Below are 23368 nucleotides of genomic sequence, written 5' to 3' on the forward strand. Positions count from 1 at the left end.
TTGCGCGGGTGCCGCTACACCGGCAGTTCGTCGTGGGGCCAGCGGGCCCTGCCCTGTTCGCGGGACCGGAGCAGGACCAGGGTCGGCATGCCCCGGTCGGTCCAGGTGGCCAGCAGTTCCGGGAGCTGGGGAAGCGGGGCCACGGCCGCCACGTCGTCCAGGACGAGCGTCAGTGGTGGGTCGAGGCGGCCGGAGGATGACCGTTCGGCCATGCGCCGGCCGCACTCGACCACGTGGGAGACGAGCGCCGTCAGCAGCGGCATCGCGCCGGGGCTCGTACGAGGGTCCTCGATGGATTCACCCACCACGTAAAGGGTTCCCTGTTCATGGACGAAGGAATCCAAGGCGATGGCATCAGTTCGGTTGGGAGTGCAGGCCTCGCGGATATTGACCGTGGACAGGGCGGCGAGTGCCCTGGTGGTGAGCTGCTGGGCCATGTCCCGGCGTTCGGGGTGAGCGGTGAGGGAGCCTTCGAGTTCACCCGCGGAGCCGGGGGCGGCTTTGGGGTGGGTACGGAGGATGCGTACGGCGTCCTGGATCTGTAGGCCTTGTGCCCAGCGGTGGACGTGGCGGACGGTGCGGCCGTCGATGGCGGCGGCGTGGAGGTAGCTGCGCAGGAGCAACTCGGCGGTGTCGCCGACCGCTTGGTCGAGCCGGGCGGTGGGGCGGACCGGGGTGAGGAGGGCGGCGGCCCTGCTCGTGGCCGTCTGTCTGTCCTCGCAGCCCGCGGTGGGCGACCAGTGGAAGCGGGCCGGGGTGTCGCAGAGGTGGTTCGGGTCGTAGAGGTGGACGGGGCCGAGTTTCGCGCGGGCGTCCTTGGTGTCCGACCAGAGGGCGGGGTTCGAGGTGACGACGAGGGCGGCGCCTTCTGCGTCCCGCAGGGCCTGGGCGGCTGTCGAGTGGCGGTGGTCCGGGGGGCCGTAGCGCACCGCGCCTTCGGTGCGGGGTGTCTCCCACCCGCTCAGGTGTTTGCCGTTGGCGATGAGGGCGGGGGGCTCGGGCCGGTCCGCCGGGTCCTGCCGCGGCGCCCTCGGGGTCGGCACCTCGTGGGCCGGAGTCTCGTGCACGAGCGTCTGCGGCACCGGCGTCTCGTGCACCGCGGTCTCGGGTACGGCCGCGGGTGCCTCCCGCGGGGTCGCCTCGGGCGCCGAGCGCCGGCGTTGTCGTACCGCCCTCCAGCGGGCCAGTGTCCCCATCACGAACACGGTCAGGACGACCAGCACCATCAGCTGGCCGATGAACAGCCCCCAGAACAGCCCGTACCCGGAGAGGGCCGCCTCCGGGGCGTTCGGCCAGGCGCCGGCGATGTCGTGGGGCTCGGCGATCAGGTGGCGCATGGCCGGCGGGGTGCCGGTGAAGGCGACGCCGGAGGGCCAGGAGCCGTGGGCGAACAGGGCGGACAGGCCGGTCGCCGTCCACACCAGCAGGGTCATCCCGAGCAGGAAGGCGAGGGTGCCGACCAGCAGGCCGTCGGGGATGCCGCCCTGGGCCGGCCGCTGGTCGTGCCGGTCGTCCGGACTCATGCGTCGGATCCTCCCCGTCTCCCTACGCCACCGTCGATTCGGACGAGTCGCCGATGTGCTGTTCCACGAAGGCCGCCGCCCGTTCCTCCGCCTCCAGTTCGGCGGCGCGCAGGGCGTCGTCGTTGAGGTCGGCGGAGGACTCGGTCATCGCGCGGTCGGTGAAGACCAGCGGGCGCTCGGTCTCGGTGATCAGGTGTTTGACCACCTGCACATTGCCGTTGACGTCCCACACCGCGATGCCGGGGGTGAGCGAGGGGATGATCTCCACCGCCCAGCGTGGCAGGCCGAGTACGCGCCCCGTGGCCCGTGCCTCGTCGGCCTTCTGGGCGTAGACGGTCCGGGTGGAGGCCATTTTCAGGATGGCCGCGGCCTCTCTGGCCGCCGCCCCGTCGACGACGTTCCGAGAGATGGTGCACCACCGCCACGAACGACAGACCCAGCCGGCGGCCGAACTTCAGCAGCCGCTGGAACAACTGCGCCACGAAGGGGCTGTTGATGATGTGCCAGGCCTCCTCGACCAGGAAGATGCGCTTCTTCCGGTCGGGGCGGATCCAGGTGTGCTCCAGCCACACTCCGACGATGGCCATCAGGATCGGCATGGCGATGGAATTGCGGTCGATGTGGGAGAGGTCGAAGACGATGAGGGGGGCGTCGAGGTCGATGCCGACCGTCGTCGGGCCGTCGAACATGCCGCGCAGGTCGCCGTCGACGAGGCGGTCGAGGACCAGTGCCACGTCCAGGCCCCATGCCCGTACGTCGTCTATGGCGACGTTCATCGCCTCGGCCGACTCCGGCTCGGGGTGGCGGAGCTGCTCGACGATGTCGGTGAGGACCGGCTGGCGCTGGACGATGGTCTCGTTGACGTAGGCGTGCGCGACCTTGAGCGCGAAGCCGGAGCGTTCGTCCAGGCCGTGCCCCATCGCGACCTCGATGATCGTGCGGAGCAGGGCCAGTTGCCCGGTCGTGGTGATCGCCGGGTCCAGCGGGTTGAGCCGGATGCCGTGGTCCAGGGCGGCCCTCGGGTCCAGCCGGATGGGCGTTATGCCCAGCTCGTCGGCGATGAGGTTCCACTCGCCGACGCCGTCCTCGCCCTGGGCGTCCAGGACGACGACCTGGCGGTCGCGGAAACGGAGCTGGCGCAGGACGTACGTCTTCTCCAGCGCCGACTTGCCGTTGCCGGACTCGCCGAGCACCAGCCAGTGCGGGGCCGGGAGCTGCTGGCCGTAGAGCTGGAAGGGGTCGTAGATGTAGCCCTTGCCCGAGTACACCTCGCGGCCGATGATCACGCCGGAGTCGCCGAGGCCGGGCGCGGCCGTCGGCAGGTAGACCGCCTGGGCCTGGCCCGTGGACGTGCGGACCGGGAGGCGGGTCGTCTCGACCTTCCCGAAGAGGAAGGACGTGAAGGCGTCGGTGAGGACGGACAGCGGGTCCCGCATCAGGCTCAGCCCCTACCTTCGGATGCCGGTGGCGAACGGAAGTGTGTTCACGAAGGCGCGATGGTGCTCACGGTCGCACCACTCCAGTTTCAGGTACGACTTTCCCGCCGAGGCCCTGATCGTCCGCTTGTCGCGGGCGAGTGCCTCGGGAGAGCGGGAGGAGACGGTGATGTAGCCGACCAGGTTGACGCCGGCCGCGCCGCTGGCGAGGTCCTCGCCGCGCTGGTCGAGGCGGCCGTGGGCGGCGATGTCGCGGGGGTCCACGGTCCGGTTCATCTTGGCGGCGCGGGAGGCCTCGGCGTCGTCGTTGGTCTTCTCGGTCAGCATGCGCTCGATGGCGACCTCGGTGGGTTCGAGGTCCATCGTGACGGCGACGGTGCGGATGACGTCCGGGGTGTGGACGAGGAGCGGCGCGAGGAAGTTCACGCCGACCGGGGTCATCGGCCACTCCTTGACCCAGGCGGTGGCGTGGCACCAGGGGGCGCGGGTGGAGGACTCGCGGGTCTTGGCCTGGAGGTAGGTGGGCTCCATGGCGTCCAGCTCGGCCGGCCAGGCGTTGCGCTTGGTCATCGCCTGGATGTGGTCGATCGGGTGGTCCGGGTCGTACATGGCGTGGATCAGCGAGGCGAGCCGGCCCTGGCCCAGCGGCTGGCGTACCCGGATGTCGGCCTCCTGGAGGCGCGAGCAGATGTCGGTCAGCTCGCGTGCCATCACGATCGCGAGCCCGGCGTCGCGGTCGAGCTTGCGCCCGTTGTGCGGCCGGGCGGCGCGGGCCATGGTGTTCGCCTCGGCGGCCAGTTCACGGTTGTAGTGCATGCAGGCGATGAGATAGGCACGGTGCTGCTCGCTGCTGGTGGACACCATCGACTGGAGCTGGTCGTACGACTGCTGGAGCCACGGCAGTGCCTTGTCGTCGCCGCGTTGGGCGACGTCCTTGGCGTGTGCGTCGGGGTCGGCCGGGAGGGTGCGGGCGAGCATCTGGATGCGGGTGACGAAGCCGTCGCCGTTGGCCACGTGCTTGAGCAGGGTGCCGAAGCGGTCGACGAGGGCCTCCTGGTCCTCGGAGTCGCGCAGGCCGACGCCGGGGCCCTCGATCTCGATCGCGGCCGTCACCGTCTTGCGGTCGGCGTGCAGCAGTACGGCGATCTCGTCCGGCCCGAAGGGGGCCGCGAGCCAGTTGATGCGGCCGATGCCGGGCGGCGGGCCGACCTCGATCTCGCGGCCGTCGATCCGGGTGCCGGCCTCGATGACGCCGGAGCGGTAGGTCGTGCCGTTGCGCAGGGTCCGCTTGTAGCTGCGGTTGATCTCGAACCACTTGTAGAACGTGCGGTGCCGGTACGGCACGTAGACGGCCGCCAGCGCGAGCATCGGGAAGCCGCAGAGCAGCACGATACGCAGGGTCAGGAAGGGGACGAGGAGCCCGCTCATCATGCCGAGGAACGCGCCCACGACGATCAGCGCGATCTCACCGGTCTCGCGGTTGCGGCCGACGATCGCGTTCGGCCGGGCGCGGCCGATCAGATACGTACGGCGGGGCGTGACCGGATGGGACAGATGGGACTCGGTCGTCAACGCCCTTCACCTCCCGTGCTTTTGTTGCCGCTGTTGCGGGTGTTGCTGGCGTGTGGCGTGTTCACCGGGCTGCCGGAGCGCGGTGCGGGCGCGGCGGAGGGGACGCTTCCGCCGCCGTTCGAGGGGCGCGAGCTGTGTGCCGCGACTCCGCCGGAGGCGGGGTTGGCGGGGCGGGGCGCGGAGGACGAGGACTGGCCGCCTCCGCCGTCGCCGTTGTGGCGGGTGCTGTGGGTTCTGATGCCCTGGGCGACGAGGTTGGCCGGGGAGCTGATCACGGCGGCGGCCTTGCTCTCGGCGCCCTGCATGATGCGGTTGTTGCGGCCGTTGGCGATCTCGTCGCCGAAGCCGGGGACGAAGCGGTAGATCATCGCCGAGGCGAAGATCGCGAGCAGGATGATGGCGAGGCCGGAGACGACGGCCGAGAAGGCGTTGGGGCCGTCGTCGGTGGACAGGGCGCCGGCGAGGCCGAGGACGATGACGATGACCGGTTTGACCAGTATCACGGCGATCATGATTCCGGCCCAGCGGCGGACGTGGCCCCAGAGGTTCTTGTCGACCAGGCCGGCGTAGACGACGGTGCCGAGCAGGGCGCCGACGTAGAGCAGGGCGGCGCGGATGACCAGTTCCAGCCACAGGACGCCGGCGGCGAGGATCGACACCAGGGAGACGACGATCAGCATGATCGGTCCGCCGCCGATGTTCTCGCCCTTTGCCAGGGCGCCGGAGAATGTGCCGAAGAACGTGTCCGTCTGGTCGCCGGTGGCCTTGGCGAGGACGTCGGTGACGCCGTCGGTGGCGGAGACGACGGTGTAGAGGATCAGCGGGGTGAAGGCCGACGCCAGGACGGTGAGCCAGAGGAACCCGATCGCCTCGGACAGCGCGGTGGTGAGGGGGACGCCGCGCACGGCGCGCTTGGCGACCGCCAGTAGCCACAGAACGAGTGTGAGGATCGTCGACGCCGCGAAGACGACGGCGTACTGCTGGAGGAACTTCGAGTTCGTGAAGTCGACGTTGGCGGTGTCCCGTACGGCGGCGCTGAGCTTGTCGACGGTCCAGGAGGCGGCGTCGGCACAGCCCTTGGCGAGGGAGGAGAGGGGGTCGAGGGTGGAGGTGAGATTGGCGTCACTGCCACCACCACCGGAGCCGCTTTCACCGCGTTCGCAGTACTTCTTGGCCGGGCCCGCGATGAGCGAGCACGGGTCGTCCTCCGTCGGCGCCGGCGTCGGAGTGGGCTCGGCGAAGGCGCGCGTGGAGAGCAGTACAACGGTTGCCTGCGCGGCAGCCACCAAGCCGGTGAGCTTCAGCGCGCGGTGCTGGTTACCGGGCATATGTGAAGCCTCCGAACTCCTGGACAGCCTTGCTCATCTCATCGGCCCCAGAAACAGGGTTGTCCCCCGGGACAGGGGTTGGGCCGGTCTTCTGGCTGGTTTCCAGAACCTTCCAGTCGCTCCCGCTCCAGTTCAGTTTCATGACCACGGTGAACCAGCTGTTCGTCACCGGATTGGTCGTCTTCTCGCCAGTGAGCCCGAAGAGCCCGTTGCACCACACTTCGACCGTGGCGGCACTGTCGCTGAAGGAGGTCGCCCTGGTGCCTACCGGCAGGGTTCGGCTGACGAAGGTGACCCCCGAAGGCGCTTTGCCGTCCTTGTCGAGACCGATCTTCTTCAGGAAGTCCGCCGAGTAGTCGGCGTTGAAACCTGACTGGAGGCGGTCGATCGAACCGGGGTCGGCGATGGCCCGCACGATCTCTTGGCGCCGCGTCGGGTCGAACATGCCGTCAGAGCCCAGGGCCACCGCATAGTTGGCCGCTGCGCTCTGGGCGCCCTGGTTGTTGTGGGCGAAGGCGGACTGTACCGGGGGGACGCCGGTGGGGGCCGTGGGGGAGGTTCTTGGTTTGTCGGCGGTGTCGTCCGAGGGTGCGGAATCGTCTCCTCCACGGTTCGCGAAGGCGATCGCGGCGATGAGTACGACGACGACGCCGACCACGGTGACCAGGCTTCTGGACGACGAGCGGCCGCCGCGCCGGGGCCCGCCGTGGCCGTCGCCGTCCCGGTCGGGCAGCCGGGTCCGGGTCTGCCCGGTGCCGCCGTAACCGCTGGAGGACTGCTGGTCGTCTCCGAGACTCATGCCGCGTACGCCCCCTCAACGTCGTACCTGCCGTAGTAGTACGACGGTAGCCGTGCTGGTTCCCGCGCGGGCGCGGTGTGGTGACTCGACATCAGGGAAACGCAACCTCAGCCGGTTGGCACGACGGGCGGGTGGGATGGGAGGGGAGGGACGGACGCGCGCCGGGCTACACGGCCATCCCGTACACGATGGTGAAGAGCGTGCCGAGCGAGCCGATGATGAACACGCCCGTCAGCCCCGCGATGATGAGGCCCTTGCCCTGTTCCGCGCTGAAGGTGTCCCGGAGCGCGGTGGCGCCGATGCGCTGCTTGGCGGCGCCCCAGATGGCGATGCCGAGGCAGAGCAGGATGGCGACGGCCATCACCACCTCGATCATCACTTTCGCCTCGTTGCCCAGGCTGCCGAAGGGTCCCCAGTCCGGGGCGATCCCCCCGATGATGGTGTTGATGTCTCCCTCGTCGGCCGCAAAGAGCATGTAAGTCACCGCCCCTGTTGGGTAGTTCCGCACCCTCTGCGGACGTGCAGAGGTCAGGCCTCATTGTCGCCGACAATGGCACCGTCGTATGTCGACTTGGCGTCATTGATTGGCGGGTTTCGTACGAATAGCTTGCCACCGCCTCGCGCAGGATGCTCGTGCGGGCGCGGAACGGTTGGGTGAAGTGACGTATCGTCACTCTGTGTATCACGGCAGGTCACGCCGGGCAACGAGGCCTGGGCGAAACCTGTCGTGCGGCTGGGTCGTTAGGCCTCTTTCGCGTCCTGGCGAAAGGTTCTGACGGTCGGTCGGGTGATCAGGCGTGATGGTGTTCGTCCGGTGATGTCCGTCACCGGCCGGCCGCCTCTACACTGACGGCGGCGACGACTCCTGGACGGCGAGGGGCGGTTGACGGTGCGTAAGGCGTGGATCGCGGGGACGGTGGTTCTCGGTTCGGGCCTCTCCTTCATGATGCTGCTCGTCGTGGGGGTCTACCTCGTCGCCGGGACCCCGGCGGGCGGCGCCGGCGGCGGGTCGAAGAACCTCGCCGAGGGGTCGGTGCCCGCGGCGTACCAGACGCTCGTGCAGAAGTGGGGCAATCTCTGCCCGGCCCTCAACCCCGCGCTGCTCGCCGCCCAGCTCTACCAGGAGAGCGGCTTCGATCCGAAGGCGCAGAGTCCGGCGGCGGCGCAGGGGATAGCGCAGTTCATCCCCGGGACATGGGCCGTCCACGGGATCGACGGGGACGGCGACGGCAACCGGGACGTGTGGGACCCCAACGACGCGATTCCGTCGGCGGCTTCGTACGACTGCTCCCTCGCCTCCTATGTCAAGGACGTGCCCGGGGATGTGACGGAGAACATGCTGGCCTCCTACAACGCCGGGCCCTACTCGGTGATCAAGTACCAGGGTGTGCCGCCGTACGAGGAGACGCGGAACTACGTCAAGACGATCACCACCCTGGAGAAGAGCTTCGCCGCGCCCACCACCCGGGTCGATCCCTCCGAGCAGGCCGCCGCGGCCATCGCGTACGCGCAGCAGAAGCTCGACACGCCCTATCTGTGGGGCGGGAACGGGACGGCCGACCAGGGTGGGCGGTTCGACTGTTCGGGGCTGACCAAGGCGGCCTACGAGAGTGTGGGGATCGAGCTGCCCCGGGTGGCGAACGACCAGTACAACGCGGGGGCGCATCCAGGCCGGGACGAACTGCTCCCCGGTGACCTGGTGTTCTTCTCGGACGATCTCACCGACTCCCGGGCCATCCGGCACGTGGGGATGTATGTCGGTGGCGGGTACATGATCGACGCGCCGCGGCCGGGTGCCGTGATCCGGTTCGACCCGATCGACACCCCCGACTACTTCGGCGCGACCCGGGTGACCGAGGATGGCGCGAAAGCGCTGCCCACCACGGTGTGAATGCCATGGTTTGAACCCAGCGTGAACCCATGCCCTGAGCTGCGCAGACGTGTCTCTCTTCGATAACGTCTGCGTGATCTTTCAGTGGAGTGTGGAACGTATCAACGGGGGCCGTGCGTTCCTGTTGGCGTGTAGGTGTGCGGGACAACAGGAACCGGCGGATCTACGACCACGGGGGTGGCGGAAGAGGCGCGCGTTCGGCGCGCCGGAGGACATGACGAAGGGGCCGCAGCACCATGGCTGGACTCGCCGAATCCGGGTCGAACCCCGACGTCGAGCTGCTCTACGACATCAACGGCCTGGCCAAGGACGCGCCGCACTGGTTCGACCGGGTCATGGAGTTCGTCGGTGAGTACGGACTGCTGTTCGCGATCGTGCTGCTGGTGCTGTGGTGCTGGTGGTCCGTACGGCGGCGGGGCGGTGAGGACGCGGCCTCGAACGTGGCGGCACTGGTGTGGGCGCCGCTCGCGGCCGGTGTCGCGGTGCTGATCAACGTGCCGATACGGGGTTTCGTCGAGCGGCCCCGGCCCTTCAAGACCCATGACGGTCTCGAGGTGCTCATCGACGGGAAGGACGACTTCTCCTTCGTGAGCGATCACGCGACGCTCGTCATGGCCCTGGCCGTCGCGTTGTTCGTCGCCAACCGGAAGTTCGGGCTCGTGGCGATCGTGCTGGCGGTGTTCGGCGGTTTCGCCCGGGTCTACATGGGCGTGCACTATCCGACGGACGTCGTGGGCGGCTTCGCCCTCGGTACGGCGGTCGCGCTGCTGCTGTCGCCGGTCGCCATGGCCCTGTTGACGCCGCTGACCCGGGCCGTCGAGCGGTCGCCGCGGGTGGGGTGGCTGGTCGCCGCGCGGGCCGGAGAGGGCGCCGCCGGGCGGAACGCGGTGGTCTCGGGCGCAGGCAAGGAGAGTGCGGAGGCGGGCGAGCGGGATCTCGCCGCCTGACGCGAGGAGCGGCGCCTACAGCGCCTGTGGGTGAGTGAAGACGCGGTCCGGGTCGTACTGGCGCTTGAGTTGCGCCAGTCGCGGGGCCGCGTCTCCGTAGTAGGCCTTCCGCCAGTCCGTCAGATCCGGGTCGGTGTAGTTCTGGTAGGCGGCGCCGGACGCGTACGGGCGCATCGCCCCGTGCGCGGACGCCAGCCAGGAGCGGGCCGGCCCGCCGCTCGTGCCCGCCTGCCAGGAGACGAGGTACTGGGCCAGCGTCCGGGAGCGGCGGTGCACGAACGCGGTGGCCGTCGGGGAGACGCGGTTCACCGCTCCGCCGAGCGCCGTGAACGCGATGCTGCCGGCGCCGCCGCGGACCGAGGTGAGCTGGGACAGCAGGGCGCGGATGCCGGCGGCCGGGATCGAGCGGTCGAAGAAGTCCGAGCGGGCGGCGTACGTCTCGCGGCCGAGGGCGCCCTCGGGCGAGCGGCCGGGGTCCGTGCCGGGGAGGTGGCAGCGGGCGTCGGCGGAGAAGGACGAGCAGCCGGCGTACATCTCCATCGACTCCTCGTACGTACGGCGCTTGAGGGAGACGTTGCCCGCGGGGGAGCCGACGCGGTCGGCGAGGCGGTCGAGGGCGTTCTGCAACTCGCCGTGGGTGCCAAGGGAGAAGGCGGAGACCGAGACGGTGGGGGTGCGGCCGGGGGAGGCCTCCAGGTGGAGGGAGGACCAGATCTCGTCGGGCTGGTCCGGACCCCACTCCTGCCAGGCGCGGACGACGGCGGCGGCCTTGGGCCAGGGCCAGGTCAGGTACGCCGATACGGCCTGGGGCGCGGGGTGGGTGCGGAAGCGGAACTCCGTGACGATGCCGAAGGTGGCGTTGCCCGCGCCGCGCAGGGCCCAGAACAGGTCCTTGTGGTCGGTGGCGTCGGCGGTGAGCTGCTTGCCGTCCGCCGTGATCAGGGTGGCCCGGGTGAGGCTGTCGCAGGTCAGGCCGTAGGCGCGGGAGACGACGCCGTGGCCGCCGCCGAGGGTGAGGCCGGAGACGCCGACGGTGGGGCAGGAGCCGGCCGGGATGGTCGCGCCCTTCGCGGCGAGGGCGCGGTAGACGTCGATCAGCTTGGCGCCGGCGCCGACGACCGCCTCGCCGGCGGAGGCTCGGACGCGGTTGAGTTTCGATACGTCGATGATCAGGCGGCCGTTGCCGGAGGACCAGCCGGCGTAGGAGTGGCCGCCGTTGCGGATCGCCACGGGGATGTGGTGGGCGCGGGCGTAGGAGAGGGCGGTGCGGATGTCGTCGGGGTGGGCGGGATAGGTGACGGCGGTGGGTTCGAGGGTGTCGAAGCGGGTGTTGTAGAGCTGGTGGGCCGTCTGCCAGGCGTGGTCGCCGGGGCGGACGAGGGGGCCGTCGAGGGACTTGGCCAGGGCGGTCCAGGTGGCGGGGGGCTGGGGGGTGGCCGGCGCGGTGGGGGTGAGGCGGGGGGTGCCTTCCGGGTTCTTTCCCGGTGCCGGGTCCGCCGGATCCGCCGGGTCTGGGGAGGGGTTGCCTGTGCAGGCGGCTGTCGCTGCCGCGAGGGTGGCGGCCGTGCCGCCCAGGAATGTGCGCCGGTGCATGGTGCCTCCGCGTCCCGTGGGGGTTCGTGGGTGGAGACGGGGCGTTGGGGGGTGCGGGTTCCACCGGCGGGGCGCCCGGCGAGGCACGACTTGCCCGCAGCTGGGGCGCGTGGGCCGTAGTCGGCGCTGCGGGTCAGGTGGCGACGTGGGTGTTTGCGTCTGTGCGGGCCTGGCTTCTGGCTCTTCGGGCCGGGCCTCGCCAGCCGCAGGTGCAGCGGGCGAGGCAGAAGGGGCCCTGTTCGACCGTCGTCGTCAGGTGCTCGGGTGCGTCCTGGGGAGCTTCGAGACCGTCCTGGTGCGCCACGCCCACAACGTTACCGGGGTCACCTGCCCCTCGTTAACGGGGACGGCAGGAGGGTCCGGAAGTGGTGTGACGCTTGGAGTAGGTGGCGATGGTCGGGCGGCAGAGGGAGCGGCGGGGCAGGAGGACGGGCGGCGGTCTCGGTGTCGTGGGCGGCGTGGTGTGCGTGTGTCTGACCGGCGGGGCGTGTTCCGGGCAGGGGACCGCCGTGCAGGAGTCGGGTCCGGACACCGGTGATCCGGTCGCCGTGCTGCACCGGGCCGCCGACCGGCTGGTGGCCGCCGGGAGCGCCAGGACGCGCACCGCGATGGAGATGGCCAGCGGCGGGACCCGGGTGACCATCCGGGGCGAGGGTGTGTACGACTTCGAGGGGCGGCTCGGGCGGCTGAAGGTGCGGCTGCCGCAGGACCCGGCGGGATCGAGCGAGCACCGGCCGATCACCGAACTGCTCGCACCCGGGGCCCTGTTCATGAAGAACCGGGGCGCCGGTGTGCCCGACGACAAGTGGGTGCGGGTGGAGACCGCCTCGCTGTCCGACGGGAATCTGGTGACCGGCGGGGCGACCGACCCCTTTGCCGCGGCCGAGGTGCTGCGCGGGACGCGGACCGCGACGTACGTGGGGCGGACCGAGGTCGCGGGCACCGGGGTGCGGCACTACCGGGGGACCGCCGATCTCGCGCGGGCCGCCCGGAACGCCACGTCCGACAACAGGGCGTCCCTGGCCGCGGCGGCCGAGGGGTTCGCCACCGCCGAGGTGCCGTTCGACGCCTACCTCGACGACGAGGGCCGTATCCGCAAGGTCCGGCACCGCTTCAGCTTCTCCAACGGGCGGGACCCGGGCACCGTGGACGTTCCTCGACGACCCTGCTGTACGACTTCGGCGCCGCCGCCGGTGTACGGCTGCCCGAGGAGCGGGACATCTACGCCGGCCGGATCGCCGCGGAGCCGGAAGCGGAGCCGGAAGCGGCACCGGGCGGCGCGGGGGCGGGCGGCAAGGACTAGCCCTTACGTGCCATGCGCGGTCTGTAGCCGCTCCCTACTCTAGGAAGTCGGTGACGGCAGAGACGAGGTGACGTGCGTGGCTCCGGTCGGCGGTACGACGGTTCAGGACCACGTGGCCCTCGCCGAGATCGAGCTGTGCGGCGAGCTGATCATCGCGGCGTCGGCCGCCCGGGAGCGGCTCAGCCTGGAGAGCATCGACGAGGTGCTGCGCGTGGCCGAGGAGCGCTCATGTGCGCAGTAGGCGGGCGATGGCCTTCGTGGCCTCCTCCACCTTCGCGTCGATCTCGGCGCCGCCCTTGACCGCCGCGTCGGCGACGCAGTGGCGCAGGTGCTCCTCCAGGAGTTGCAGGGCGAAGGACTGCAGGGCCTTCGTGGAGGCGGAGACCTGGGTGAGTATGTCGATGCAGTAGACGTCCTCGTCGACCATCCGCTGGAGGCCGCGGATCTGGCCCTCGATGCGGCGCAGGCGTTTGAGGTGCTCGTCCTTCTGCTCGTGGTACCCGTGCACCCCGCGGTCGTGGTCGGTCACGGCGTCCGTCCCGTCCGACTCCACGGCGGGGGAGGGCGCACCTGCCGCGCCGGCCTCGGTGGTCGTCATCGCGTCCTCCTGGTTGTTGGCGGATCGGGCGGATCAGGGGGGATCGGGGGATCCACGGACATATACCCCTGGCGGGTATATCGTAACGAACTTTGCTGGGTAGGTGGACCTCGGCGGAGCACCCGGCACCGCCCCCCTGCTCATCACTTTGCACGATGGGCGACACTGGGAGACGGCCCGTTAGCCGTGGCCGGATGATGCGCCTAGCATCAGCCTGACCGAAACCGATGCATCCCGAGGACCCCACGTGCGCTTTCGTCTGACCCCCAGGGAGACGAGCTTCTACGACATGTTCGCCGCCTCCGCGGACAACATCGTCACGGGCTCCAAGCTCCTGATGGAACTGCTCGGGGCGGACGCATCCGCCCGAGTCGAGATCGCAGAGCGTATGCGGGCCGCCGAACACGCGGGCGACGATGCCACGCACGCGATCTTCCACCAGCTGAACTCCTCGTTCATCACGCCCTTCGACCGCGAGGACATCTACAACCTCGCCTCGTCCCTCGACGACATCATGGACTTCATGGAGGAGGCCGTCGACCTGGTCGTCCTCTACAACGTCGAGGAACTCCCCAAGGGCGTCGAGCAGCAGATCGAGGTGCTGGCACGGGCCGCCGAGCTGACCGCCGAGGCCATGCCGAGCCTGCGCACCATGGACAACCTCACCGAGTACTGGATCGAGGTCAACCGGCTGGAGAACCAGGCCGACCAGATCCACCGCAAGCTGCTCGCGCACCTCTTCAACGGCAAGTACGAGGCCATCGAGGTGCTGAAGCTGAAGCAGATCGTGGACGTACTGGAAGAGGCGGCCGACGCCTTCGAGCACGTGGCGAACACGGTGGAGACCATCGCGGTCAAGGAGTCCTGACCCCTTCATGGACACCTTCGCTCTGATCGTGACCATCGGGGTCGCGCTCTTCTTCACGTACACCAACGGCTTCCACGACTCGGCGAACGCGATCGCGACATCGGTGTCGACGCGTGCGCTGACGCCTCGGGCGGCGCTCGCGATGGCGGCCGTGATGAACCTCGCGGGCGCGTTCCTCGGGTCCGGGGTCGCCAAGACCGTCAGCGAGGGGCTGATCGAGACCCCCGAGGGCTCGAAGGGGATGGGGATCCTCTTCGCGGCGCTCGTGGGCGCCATCGTCTGGAACCTCATCACCTGGTACTTCGGTCTGCCCTCGTCCTCCTCGCACGCGCTGTTCGGCGGCATGGTCGGGGCGGCGCTGGCCGGGAGTACGACCGTGTACTGGCACGGGGTCGTCGACAAGGTCGTCATCCCCATGTTCGTCTCGCCGGTGATCGGTCTGATCGGCGGTTATCTCGTCATGACGGCGATCATGTGGATCTTCCGGCGGTCCAACCCGCACAAGGCGAAGCGCGGCTTCCGTATCGCCCAGACGGTGTCGGCGGCGGGCATGGCGCTGGGGCACGGTCTGCAGGACGCGCAGAAGACGATGGGCATCGTGGTGATGGCGCTGGTCATCGCCGATGTCGAGGACTACGGCGACCCCATTCCGGTGTGGGTGAAGATCGCCTGTGCGCTGATGCTGTCGCTGGGCACGTACGCGGGTGGCTGGCGCATCATGCGGACGCTGGGGCGGAAGATCATCGAGCTGGATCCGCCGCAGGGTTTCGCCGCCGAGACGACGGGCGCGTCGATCATGTTCGGGTCGGCGTTCCTGTTCCACGCGCCGATCTCCACGACGCATGTGATCACCTCGGCGATCATGGGTGTGGGGGCGACGAAGCGGGTGAACGCCGTGCGGTGGGGCGTCGCCAAGAACATCATCATGGGGTGGTTCATCACGATGCCGGCGGCCGCGGTGGTGGCGGCGGTGTCCTACTGGGTCGTGGATCTGCTGTTCCTGTAGCGGTGCCCGGCGTCCGGGAGAGTGGGCCCGCCCCCGGAGTCCGGGGGCGGGCCCTTGTGCTCCTCGCGGTGGCACCGCCATGCAGCACCGCGAGGGGACCGGGGGAACGGTCTAGCCGAAGCGGCCGGAGATGTAGTCCTCCGTGGCCTGGACCGACGGGTTGGAGAAGATGCGCTCCGTCTCGTCGATCTCGATCAGCTTGCCGGGCTGGCCCACCGCGGCCAGGTTGAAGAACGCCGTGCGGTCGGAGACGCGCGCCGCCTGCTGCATGTTGTGCGTCACGATGACGATCGTGAAGCGCTCCTTCAGCTCGCCGATCAGGTCCTCGATCGCGAGGGTGGAGATCGGGTCGAGTGCGGAGCAGGGCTCGTCCATGAGCAGGACGTTCGGCTCGACCGCGATCGCGCGGGCGATGCACAGGCGCTGCTGCTGGCCGCCGGAGAGGCCGGAGCCCGGCCTGTTCAGGCGGTCCTTGACCTCGTTCCAGAGGTTGGCGCCCTTCAGGGACTTCTCGACGACATCGTCCAGCTGGGACTTCTTGTACTTGCCGTTCAGGCGCAGGCCCGCGGCCACGTTGTCGTAGACCGACATCGTGGGGAACGGGTTCGGACGCTGGAAGACCATGCCGACCTCGCGCCGCACGGCCACCGGGTCGACGCCCGCGCCGTACAGGTTCTCGTCGTCGAGCATGACCTTGCCGTCGACCCGGCCGCCCGGCGTGACCTCGTGCATGCGGTTGAGCGTGCGCAGGAAGGTGGACTTGCCGCAGCCGGAGGGGCCGATGAAGGCGGTCACGGAGCGGGGTTCGACGGTCATCGAGATGTCCTCGATGGCCAGGAAGGAGCCGTAGTAGGCGTTGAGGCCGCTGACATCTATGCGCTTGGCCATGGGAATCACTGCTTCTTTCGGGTCCGGTCGCGGACTGTGGTGTGCCGGCCGCGTCGGTGACCTGCCGCGCGGCGAAGCCGCACGTCGTTAGCGCGGCGCCTTCCAGCGGGCGATGCCGCGGGCCACGAGGTTGAGGATCATGATGAAGGCGATGAGTGTCAGGGCCGCCGCCCAGGCACGGTCGTAGGCCGCGCCGGCGCCGCCGCTGTTGGCGTACTGCAGGTAGATGTACATCGGCAGTGACGCCTGCGGTTCGGAGAACGGGTTCGCGTTGATGAAGTTCGTGCCCCAGACCAGCAGCAGGACGGGGGCGGTCTCCCCCGTGATGCGGGCGACGGCGAGCATGACGCCCGTCGTGATGCCGCCGATCGACGTCGGCAGGACCACCCTGAGAATCGTGCGCCACTTCGGCACGCCCAGTGCGAGGGAGGCCTCGCGCAGCTCGTTGGGGACGAGCTTGAGCATCTCCTCGGTGGAGCGGACGACGACGGGGATCATCAGGATGCACAGGGCGAACGAGCCGGCGACGCCGGAAGGCCCCATGTCCAGGATCAGGACCCACAGGCTGAGGATGAACAGACCGGCGACGATCGACGGGATGCCCGTCATCACGTCGACGAAGAAGGTGACGGCCTTGGCGAGCCTGCCGCGCCCGTACTCGACGAGGTAGATCGCGGTGAGCACACCGATCGGCACGGAGAACAGGGTGGCGAGGCCGACCTGCTCCAGGGTGCCGATGATGGCGTGGTAGATGCCGCCGCCCACCTCGTCGTCGGCGACCACGCCCATCGAGTGGGTGAGGAAGAAGCCGTCGAGGACCTTCACGCCCCGCTTGGCGGTCTCCCAGATCAGGGAGAGCAGCGGGATCAGGGCCACGAGGAAGGCGACCCACACCATGCTGGTGGCCACCCGGTCCTTGGCCTGTCGGGTGCCCTCGACGCGGGCCGAGATGCCGTAGGTGCCGAGGACGAAGAGGACCGCCGCCATCAGCGCCCACTGGATGCTGCTGTGCAGTCCGGCCGCCGTGCTGATGGCGAGGCCGACGACGACCGAGCCGGCCACGACCGCCCAGGGGAACCACTTGGGCAGCGTGGTGCCGCGCAGCGAGCCGCGGTTCTTGGGGGTAAGGGTTGCGTGGCTCATGCGTTGGCCCCCGAGTACTCCTTGCGACGGGCGATGATCATGCGCGCCGCGCCGTTGACCAGCAGCGTGATGACGAAGAGCACCAGGCCGGAGGCGATGAGCGCGTCCTGGCCCATCACGGTCGCCTCGTTGAACTTGCTGGCGATGTTCTGGGCGAAGGTGCCGCCGCCCGGGTCGAGCAGGCTGGCGCTGATGTCGAAGGTCGGGGAGAGCACCATGGCCACGGCCATCGTCTCGCCGAGCGCGCGGCCGAGGCCGAGCATCGAGGCGGAGATCACGCCGGAGCGGCCGAAGGGGATCACCGACATCCGGATGACCTCCCAGCGCGTGGCGCCGAGGGCCAGGGCGGCCTCCTCGTGCATGCGCGGGACCTGCCGGAAGACCTCACGGCTGACGTTGGTGATGATGGGCAGGATCATGATCGCGAGCAGGATGCCGACGGTGAACAGCGAGCGGGCCGGGCCGCCGTCCCAGGCGAAGATCCCGGTCCAGCCGAGGTACTCGTCCATCCACCCGTAGAGCCCGTCCAGGTGCGGCACGAGGACGAGCGCGCCCCACAGGCCGTAGACGATCGAGGGCACGGCGGCGAGCAGGTCGATCACGAAACCGATGGTGCCGCCCAGCTTGCGGGGCGCGTAGTGCGTGATGAACAGGGCGATGCCGACCGAGATCGGGACCGCGATGGCCATGGCGATGATCGACGACACGATGGTGCCGAAGGCCAGGACCGCGATGCCGAACTGCACCGGGCTGCCGCTGGGGTTCCACTCGAAGCTGGTGAAGAAGTTGGCCTCGTCCTTGCTGATCGCGAGCGAGGCGCGGTAGGTGAGGAAGGCCGCGATGGCGGCCATGATGACCAGCACGAGGATGCCGGATCCGCGGGAGAGCCCGAGGAAGATCCGGTCGCCGGGACGGGTGGCGCCGCGGGCGGCGCGCTTGTCCGCCGGGGTGGGCGGCTGGGGCGGGGGGGAGGTTGGTGTCTGGGTGTCCGTAGTCATGTCCATCGGTTCTCCGGTCTGCGGAGCCGCCGTGGTCGGCGGCTCGGGCGGAGCCGTCCTGCGGCGGGGGCTCCTGGCGGCGGTGCACCGGACGGTGCGGCCCGGCCCCGGTGAGGGGGCCGGACCGCACTCGGGGTCAGCTCAGGCCCGAGATGGTCTCGCGGACCTTGGTGATGATCTCGGTGGGCATCGGGGCGTAGCCGGCGTCGGCCAGCAGGCCCTGGCCGTCCTCCGAGGCCACGTAGTTCAGGAAGGACTTGGTGGCGGGCAGGGACTCAGCCTTGTTGCCCTTGTCGCAGACGATCTCGTACGTCACGAGGACGATCGGGTAGGCGCCGTCGGCGCTCGGGGTGTAGTCCAGCTCAAGCGCGAGGTCCTGGCCGGTGCCGACGACCTTGGCCGCGCCGATGGCGGCGGTGGCGTTCTCGACGGTGGCCTTGACCGGCTCGGCGGCCTCGGTCTTGACGTCGACGGTCTTCACGCCGTCCTTGGCGTACGACAGCTCGAAGTACGAGATGGCGCCCGAGGTCTGCTTCACCTGCTGGGCGAGGCCCGAGGAGCCCTGCGCGGACTGGCCGCCCTTGGCCTCCCAGGACTTGCCGCCCTCGTAGGTCCAGTCCTTGGGCGCGGCGGCCTTCAGGTACTTGGTGAAGTTGTCGGTCGTGCCGGACTCGTCCGAGCGGTGGAAGGGCTGGATCTTCAGGTTGGGCAGCTTGGCGTCGGGGTTGAGCTTGGTGATCGCCGCGTCGTTCCAGTTGGTGATCTTGCTGTCGAAGATCTTGGCGAGTGTCGGGGCGTCCAGGACGAGGGCGTCGACGCCGGGGACGTTGAAGCCGACGGCGATCGGGCCGCCGACCATCGGCAGGTCGATGGCCTGGCCGTCGGTGCAGACCTTCTTCGACGCCTCGATCTCCTCGGGCTTCAGCGCGGAGTCCGAACCGGCGAACGCGGTCTGGCCCTGCGTGAACGCGGTGATGCCCGCGCCCGAGCCGGTCGGGTTGTAGTTGATCTGCACGCCCTTGCAGGCCGTGACGTACTGCTTGACCCAGGCGTCGATCGCGTTCTTCTGGGCGGAGGAGCCGGAGGCCTGGAGCTGGCCCTTGGCGTCGTCGCACGTGATGTCGCTCTTGGCGGCGGCGCCCGCGGTGCTGGAGTCGCCGCCGCTGCCGCCGCTGGTGTCGTCGGAGCCGCACGCCGTGAGGGCCAGGGCGCCGGAGACGGCGAGAGCACCGAGAGCGAGGGCCCGCCGGTTCATGCGCTGAAGCTTCACTTGAGGGAGTTCCTTCCAGGAGCCGCCGTCCTGAATCGGCGGCGTGCGAGGAGTGGCGTTGAAGCCGATGAGGATGTCGAAGACCGGGTGATACGGCCGCGTTTTCGAAAAGCGCGCCCGTATCGGGTAATGCCGAAATTAGGCAGATCAGGTGAAGGCGCCGATGGGCGTGAATGAACGGCGGGTGAACCCCTGTGGTCGGTGCGGTGAGGTCACGGAACGCTTACGTCAAGGACACGGAGAGGTTCCGAGGGGGTGCGTGGCGAGCAGCGCGTCGACCAGGGAGCGGTCCCGGGGCTCGGTGAGCCGGGCGCGGGCGGCCTCCGGGGGCAGCCACAGGATGCGGTCGACCTCGTCGGACGGGGCGAAGGCGCCGGTGGTGGCCGCCGCCGCCCAGTACCGGACCTCCTTGGGGCGCCCGCCCGCGAAATAGCGCACGGTGGGCAGCTCGGCGGCCGGCGCGGCGGCGTACCCCGTCTCCTCCGCGACCTCGCGCAGGGCGCCCGCCAGGGGGTCCTCGCCGGGCTCCAGCTTGCCCTTGGGATGCGACCAGTCGTCGTACTTCGGGCGGTGGACGAGGCAGAGTTCCAGGCCGGGGCCGGCGGGCCGCGGGGCCGGGCGCCACAGGACGCAGCCCGCCGCGTGGACGGTGGTGGGGTCGTCGGCCGGGCTCACGGTGGCTTCACGTCTCCTGTCCTGGGCCGCCCCTACGGCAGTCCGAGGGGCTCCTTGCGCCAGTTGTGCTGGAACGCGTACCTCGCCGCCTCCACCTCATGCCGCTGGTCGGCGTGGAGCACGCCGAGCGCGTACGCCGTCGCCGGGGCGATGCGCGGTGTGCGGGCGGCCTGCGCCGCGGCCGCGGCCGCCTCCGCGGCGTCGCGGTGGCGGTCCAGGGCCTCTCCGGCGGCCAGGAGGCGTACGTCGGCGCGGCCGTCGGTGTGCTCGCCCGCCAGCACCTCGAGCGCGTACCGGTGCAGGCGCAGCAGCAGGCGCACCTGGTGCCACGGGGCGTCCTGGGGGTGCGGCGCCGGGTCCGGGGCGAGTCCGTGGACCAGCGCCTCCGCGTTGTACGGGCTGCCCGCGGTGACCAGGGGGAGCGCGGCCACGGCGTCGGTGAGGCGCTCTCGCGCGGCCTGGGCGAGCGGGCGCAGGTCGGTGGGGGAGCCGGGGCCGGCGGGGCGCAGGGGGACCTCGCTGGCCAGGAGCGCGACCTTGTCGGCGACCGCGTGGAAGCGGCTGCTGCCCAGGGCCTGGAGGGCGGTGGAGTGCGCCCGGGTGCGGGCCAGGGTGAGCTGGCGGTCGAGCAGTGCGCCCGCCTTGGCCGCGCCCACGGTCGGATTGCCGCGGTCCTGGGGCGCGGGGCGGGCGTCGGCGGGCGCGGCGGGCGGCACGGTCGCGGCGGCCCGGTCCGCCGGGCGCGGTGCCGGGAACGCCGACGAGCCGGAGAGCCGGTGCAGGGCGTGGAGCAGGCGGTCCAGGCGGGAGGCGTAGGCGTGCTCCAGTGCCAGCGTGCCGGACAGCCAGGCCAGCTCGGGGCGCATGCCCTCCGCCCAGTCGGCGTCCAGCAGGGGCTGGAAGGTGTGCAGGGTGGCGCTGAGGCGGCGGGCCGCGCGGCGCAGGGCGCGGGCCGCGTCCACCTGTCCCGCGGCGGGCGGGGCCGCCTTGTTCGGGCCGTTCGCGCCGTTCGCGCCCGCCCCCGACTCGCGGTGTTGGCGCAGGGCGCGCAGGAACTCAGTGGCCTGGGCGCGCAGATAGCCCGCGAGGGTGCCCGCGTCCGCGGGGACCGGTGGCCCGGCGGTGGCCGTGGGGTCCGTCGGGTCAAGGTGTCGCTGTGCCACGCCGGCGCCTCCGGGCGTCTATGAGCATCTCCTGGATGTTGCGCAGGGGCTGACCGTCGGCGTCGGTCGCGTGCCGGGTCCACTCGCCGTCCGGGCCGAGGTGCCAGGAGGCGGTGCCGTCGGACATGCCGTTCTCCAGCAGCCGGTTGAGGGCCGCCCGGTGGGCCGGGTCGGTGACCCGCACCAGGGCCTCTATCCGGCGGTCGAGATTGCGGTGCATCATGTCGGCGCTGCCGAACCAGACCTCCGGCTCGCCGCCGTTGCCGAAGGCGAAGACGCGCGAGTGCTCAAGGAAGCGGCCGAGGACGGAACGGACCCGGATGTTCTCCGACAGGCCCGGCACCCCCGGGCGCAGCGCGCAGATGCCGCGCACCCACACGTCGACCGGGACGCCGGCCTGGGAGGCGCGGTAGCACGCGTCGATCACGGCCTCGTCGACCATCGAGTTGACCTTGATGCGGATGTAGGCGGGGCGGCCGGCGCGGTGGTGCTGGATCTCCTTGTGGATCCGGGACACCAGGCCGTCGCGCAGCGACTTCGGGGCGACCAGGAGCCGGCGGTAGGTCTCGCGCCGGGAGTAGCCGGAGAGGCGGTTGAACAGGTCGGAGAGGTCGGCGCCGACCTGCGGGTCCGCGGTGAGCAGGCCGAGGTCCTCGTAGAGGCGGGCCGTCTTCGGGTGGTAGTTGCCGGTGCCGACGTGGCTGTAGCGGCGCAGCGTCTCGCCCTCCTGGCGGACGACCAGGGAGAGCTTGCAGTGGGTCTTCAGGCCGACCAGCCCGTACACGACGTGGCAGCCGGCCTCCTCCAGCTTGCGGGCCCACTTGATGTTGGCGTGCTCGTCGAAGCGGGCCTTGATCTCGACCAGCACGAGGACCTGCTTGCCGGACTCGGCCGCGTCGATGAGCGCGTCGACTATGGGGGAGTCGCCCGAGGTCCGGTACAGCGTCTGCTTGATCGCGAGGACGTCCGGGTCGGCGGCGGCCTGCTCAAGGAAGGCCTGCACGGAGGTGGAGAAGGAGTCGTACGGGTGGTGCAGCAGCACGTCGCGGCTGCGCAGGGCGGCGAAGATGTCCGGCGCCGACGCCGACTCGACCTCGGCGAGATCGCGGTGGGTGCCGGCCACGAACTTCGGGTACTTCAGCTCCGGGCGGTCGATGCCCGCGATGCGGAAGAGCCCGGTGAGGTCGAGGGGGCCGGGGAGCGGGTAGACCTCCGCCTCGCCGATCTTCAGCTCGCGCACCAGCAGGTCGAGGACCTCGCGGTCGACCGACTCCTCCACCTCCAGGCGCACCGGCGGCCCGAAGCGGCGCCGCATCAGCTCCTTCTCCAGGGCCTGGAGCAGGTTCTCGGCGTCGTCCTCCTCGACCTCCAGGTCCTCGTTGCGGGTGAGGCGGAAGGCGTGGTGCTCCAGGACCTCCATGCCCGGGAACAGCTCCTCCAGATGGGCGGCGATCACGTCCTCGATGGGGACGTACCGGCCGGGCGCGGCCTCCAGGAAGCGGGAGAGCAGCGGGGGGACCTTGACGCGGGCGAAGTGGCGGTTGCCCGTGACGGGGTTGCGCACGACGACCGCGAGGTTGAGGGAGAGCCCCGAGATGTACGGGAAGGGGTGGGCCGGGTCGACCGCGAGGGGGGTCAGGACCGGGAAGATCTGGTGCCTGAAGAGGGTGAACAGGCGGGCCTGCTCCTTCTCCGCCAGTTCGCTCCAGCGCACCAGGTGGATGCCCTCGTCGGCGAGCGCCGGGGCCACGTCCTCGTGGAAGCAGGCGGCGTGCCGGGCCATGAGTTCGCGCGAGCGGGCCCAGATCATGTCCAGCACCTCGCGGGGCTGGAGGCCGGAGGCGGAGCGGGTGGCGACACCGGTCGCGATACGCCGCTTGAGGCCGGCGACGCGGACCATGAAGAACTCGTCCAGGTTGCTGGCGAAGATCGCGAGGAAGTTGGCCCGTTCGAGGAGCGGGGTGTCCGGGTCCTCGGCGAGTTCGAGAACGCGTTCGTTGAACGCCAGCCAGCTGCGCTCGCGGTCCAGGAAGCGCCCCTGCGGAAGCCGGGCGCCGCCGGCCTGGGACTCCTCCGACTCCTCGTACGCGTCGAGGTCTGCGTCGATGTCGGGCTCCAGGTCGGAGACGGTGGCGGCCACGGTGTGCGAACGGTGCGCGGCGATGGAGCCTACGGAGGGCTGCGTGTGCTGGACGTTTGCCTGGGTGTTCGGCTGCCTCATGAACCCATTCTTCCGCGCCACGCGCGGGACAGGCGCGTCGGAGGGCGCGGAAGGTTCCGGCTCGGTCGGCTTCATTCGGTGAGCGTCGCAAGACTGTCTGAACCAATGGTTACGGGGACATGGCGTGCGGGCTATCGGCGGGCTGC

19 protein-coding genes and 2 pseudogenes are annotated in these 23368 nt (G+C 70.4%); 6 read left to right on the plus strand and 15 right to left on the minus strand.

The window, feature by feature from the left end; genetic code table 11:
* Positions 1-14 precede the first annotated feature (14 nt).
* The 6 genes and pseudogenes from AC4IHM_RS17835 to AC4IHM_RS17860 form a co-directional block, all read right to left on the minus strand.
* Complete coding sequence (locus tag AC4IHM_RS17835) at positions 15-1523, minus strand: type IV secretory system conjugative DNA transfer family protein (RefSeq protein ID WP_490868012.1); 1509 nt, start codon at positions 1521-1523, stop codon at positions 15-17.
* Positions 1524-1545: 22 nt separating this feature from the next.
* Positions 1546-2959, minus strand: a pseudogene (locus AC4IHM_RS17840) (ATP-binding protein).
* A gap of 12 nt (positions 2960-2971) precedes the next feature.
* Entirely contained in the window at positions 2972-4531 is a 1560-nt protein-coding gene (locus tag AC4IHM_RS17845; protein ID WP_490868013.1) for an SCO6880 family protein, read from the minus strand.
* Entirely contained in the window at positions 4528-5859 is a 1332-nt protein-coding gene (locus AC4IHM_RS17850) for a hypothetical protein (protein ID WP_490868014.1), read from the minus strand. Before AC4IHM_RS17850 ends, AC4IHM_RS17845 begins: the two co-directional genes overlap by 4 nt.
* Entirely contained in the window at positions 5849-6658 is an 810-nt protein-coding gene (locus tag AC4IHM_RS17855) for a hypothetical protein (protein WP_490868015.1), read from the minus strand. The genes AC4IHM_RS17850 and AC4IHM_RS17855 overlap by 11 nt, the downstream gene beginning before the upstream one ends.
* Positions 6659-6824: 166 nt before the next feature.
* The gene (locus AC4IHM_RS17860) at positions 6825-7133 is read right to left on the minus strand and encodes a DUF8827 family protein (RefSeq protein ID WP_019526682.1); all 309 of its coding nucleotides are present in this window, start codon (positions 7131-7133) and stop codon (positions 6825-6827) included.
* 408 nt (positions 7134-7541) lie between these two features.
* Here AC4IHM_RS17860 and AC4IHM_RS17865 point away from each other — a divergent pair, with 408 nt between their 5' ends.
* Positions 7542-8549 carry a C40 family peptidase gene (locus AC4IHM_RS17865; RefSeq protein ID WP_490868016.1) on the plus strand — a complete coding sequence of 336 codons (1008 nt, stop codon included), beginning with the start codon at positions 7542-7544 and terminating at the stop codon, positions 8547-8549.
* Between the two features lie 236 nt (positions 8550-8785).
* Entirely contained in the window at positions 8786-9496 is a 711-nt protein-coding gene (locus AC4IHM_RS17870) for a phosphatase PAP2 family protein (RefSeq protein ID WP_490868017.1), read from the plus strand.
* A gap of 15 nt (positions 9497-9511) precedes the next feature.
* Here AC4IHM_RS17870 and AC4IHM_RS17875 read toward each other — a convergent pair whose 3' ends face one another.
* Positions 9512-11089, minus strand: a complete 1578-nt coding sequence (locus AC4IHM_RS17875) for an FAD-binding oxidoreductase (protein ID WP_490868018.1) — start codon at positions 11087-11089, stop codon at positions 9512-9514.
* A gap of 392 nt (positions 11090-11481) precedes the next feature.
* Between AC4IHM_RS17875 and AC4IHM_RS17880 the strand changes: the two are divergent.
* Positions 11482-12392, plus strand: a pseudogene (locus AC4IHM_RS17880) (SCO4651 family lipoprotein).
* A 76-nt stretch (positions 12393-12468) separates the two neighbouring features.
* The gene (locus AC4IHM_RS17885; RefSeq protein ID WP_490871019.1) at positions 12469-12633 is read left to right on the plus strand and encodes a hypothetical protein; all 165 of its coding nucleotides are present in this window, start codon (positions 12469-12471) and stop codon (positions 12631-12633) included.
* Here AC4IHM_RS17885 and AC4IHM_RS17890 read toward each other — a convergent pair.
* Positions 12619-12990: a metal-sensitive transcriptional regulator gene (locus tag AC4IHM_RS17890; RefSeq protein ID WP_490868019.1), complete on the minus strand. Its 372-nt coding sequence runs from the start codon at positions 12988-12990 to the stop codon at positions 12619-12621. The genes AC4IHM_RS17885 and AC4IHM_RS17890 overlap by 15 nt on opposite strands.
* Before the next feature lie 247 nt (positions 12991-13237).
* On the opposite strand from AC4IHM_RS17890, the gene AC4IHM_RS17895 reads away from it, so the two are divergent.
* The gene (locus AC4IHM_RS17895) at positions 13238-13858 is read left to right on the plus strand and encodes a DUF47 domain-containing protein (RefSeq protein WP_490868020.1); all 621 of its coding nucleotides are present in this window, start codon (positions 13238-13240) and stop codon (positions 13856-13858) included.
* 7 nt (positions 13859-13865) lie between these two features.
* Positions 13866-14864: a low-affinity phosphate transporter PitH gene (gene pitH, locus AC4IHM_RS17900; RefSeq protein ID WP_490868021.1), complete on the plus strand. Its 999-nt coding sequence runs from the start codon at positions 13866-13868 to the stop codon at positions 14862-14864.
* A gap of 111 nt (positions 14865-14975) precedes the next feature.
* Here pitH and pstB read toward each other — a convergent pair whose 3' ends face one another.
* The 7 genes from pstB to AC4IHM_RS17935 form a co-directional block, all read right to left on the minus strand.
* Complete coding sequence (pstB, locus tag AC4IHM_RS17905) at positions 14976-15752, minus strand: phosphate ABC transporter ATP-binding protein PstB (protein WP_490868022.1); 777 nt, start codon at positions 15750-15752, stop codon at positions 14976-14978.
* 87 nt (positions 15753-15839) lie between these two features.
* Positions 15840-16895 carry a phosphate ABC transporter permease PstA gene (gene pstA, locus AC4IHM_RS17910; RefSeq protein ID WP_490868023.1) on the minus strand — a complete coding sequence of 352 codons (1056 nt, stop codon included), beginning with the start codon at positions 16893-16895 and terminating at the stop codon, positions 15840-15842.
* Complete coding sequence (gene pstC, locus AC4IHM_RS17915; RefSeq protein ID WP_490868024.1) at positions 16892-17899, minus strand: phosphate ABC transporter permease subunit PstC; 1008 nt, start codon at positions 17897-17899, stop codon at positions 16892-16894. The genes pstA and pstC overlap by 4 nt, the downstream gene beginning before the upstream one ends.
* A 130-nt stretch (positions 17900-18029) precedes the next feature.
* Entirely contained in the window at positions 18030-19163 is a 1134-nt protein-coding gene (gene pstS, locus AC4IHM_RS17920; RefSeq protein ID WP_490868025.1) for a phosphate ABC transporter substrate-binding protein PstS, read from the minus strand.
* Between the two features lie 228 nt (positions 19164-19391).
* Entirely contained in the window at positions 19392-19838 is a 447-nt protein-coding gene (locus AC4IHM_RS17925) for an NUDIX hydrolase (RefSeq protein ID WP_490868026.1), read from the minus strand.
* A gap of 32 nt (positions 19839-19870) precedes the next feature.
* The gene (locus AC4IHM_RS17930; protein ID WP_490868027.1) at positions 19871-21001 is read right to left on the minus strand and encodes a CHAD domain-containing protein; all 1131 of its coding nucleotides are present in this window, start codon (positions 20999-21001) and stop codon (positions 19871-19873) included.
* Positions 20982-23222, minus strand: coding sequence for an RNA degradosome polyphosphate kinase (locus AC4IHM_RS17935; RefSeq protein WP_490868028.1), 2241 nt, complete (start codon positions 23220-23222; stop codon positions 20982-20984). The genes AC4IHM_RS17930 and AC4IHM_RS17935 overlap by 20 nt, the downstream gene beginning before the upstream one ends.
* Positions 23223-23368: the final 146 nt, after the last annotated feature.

The sequence above is a fragment of the Streptomyces sp. SL06 genome, assembly GCF_058244745.1.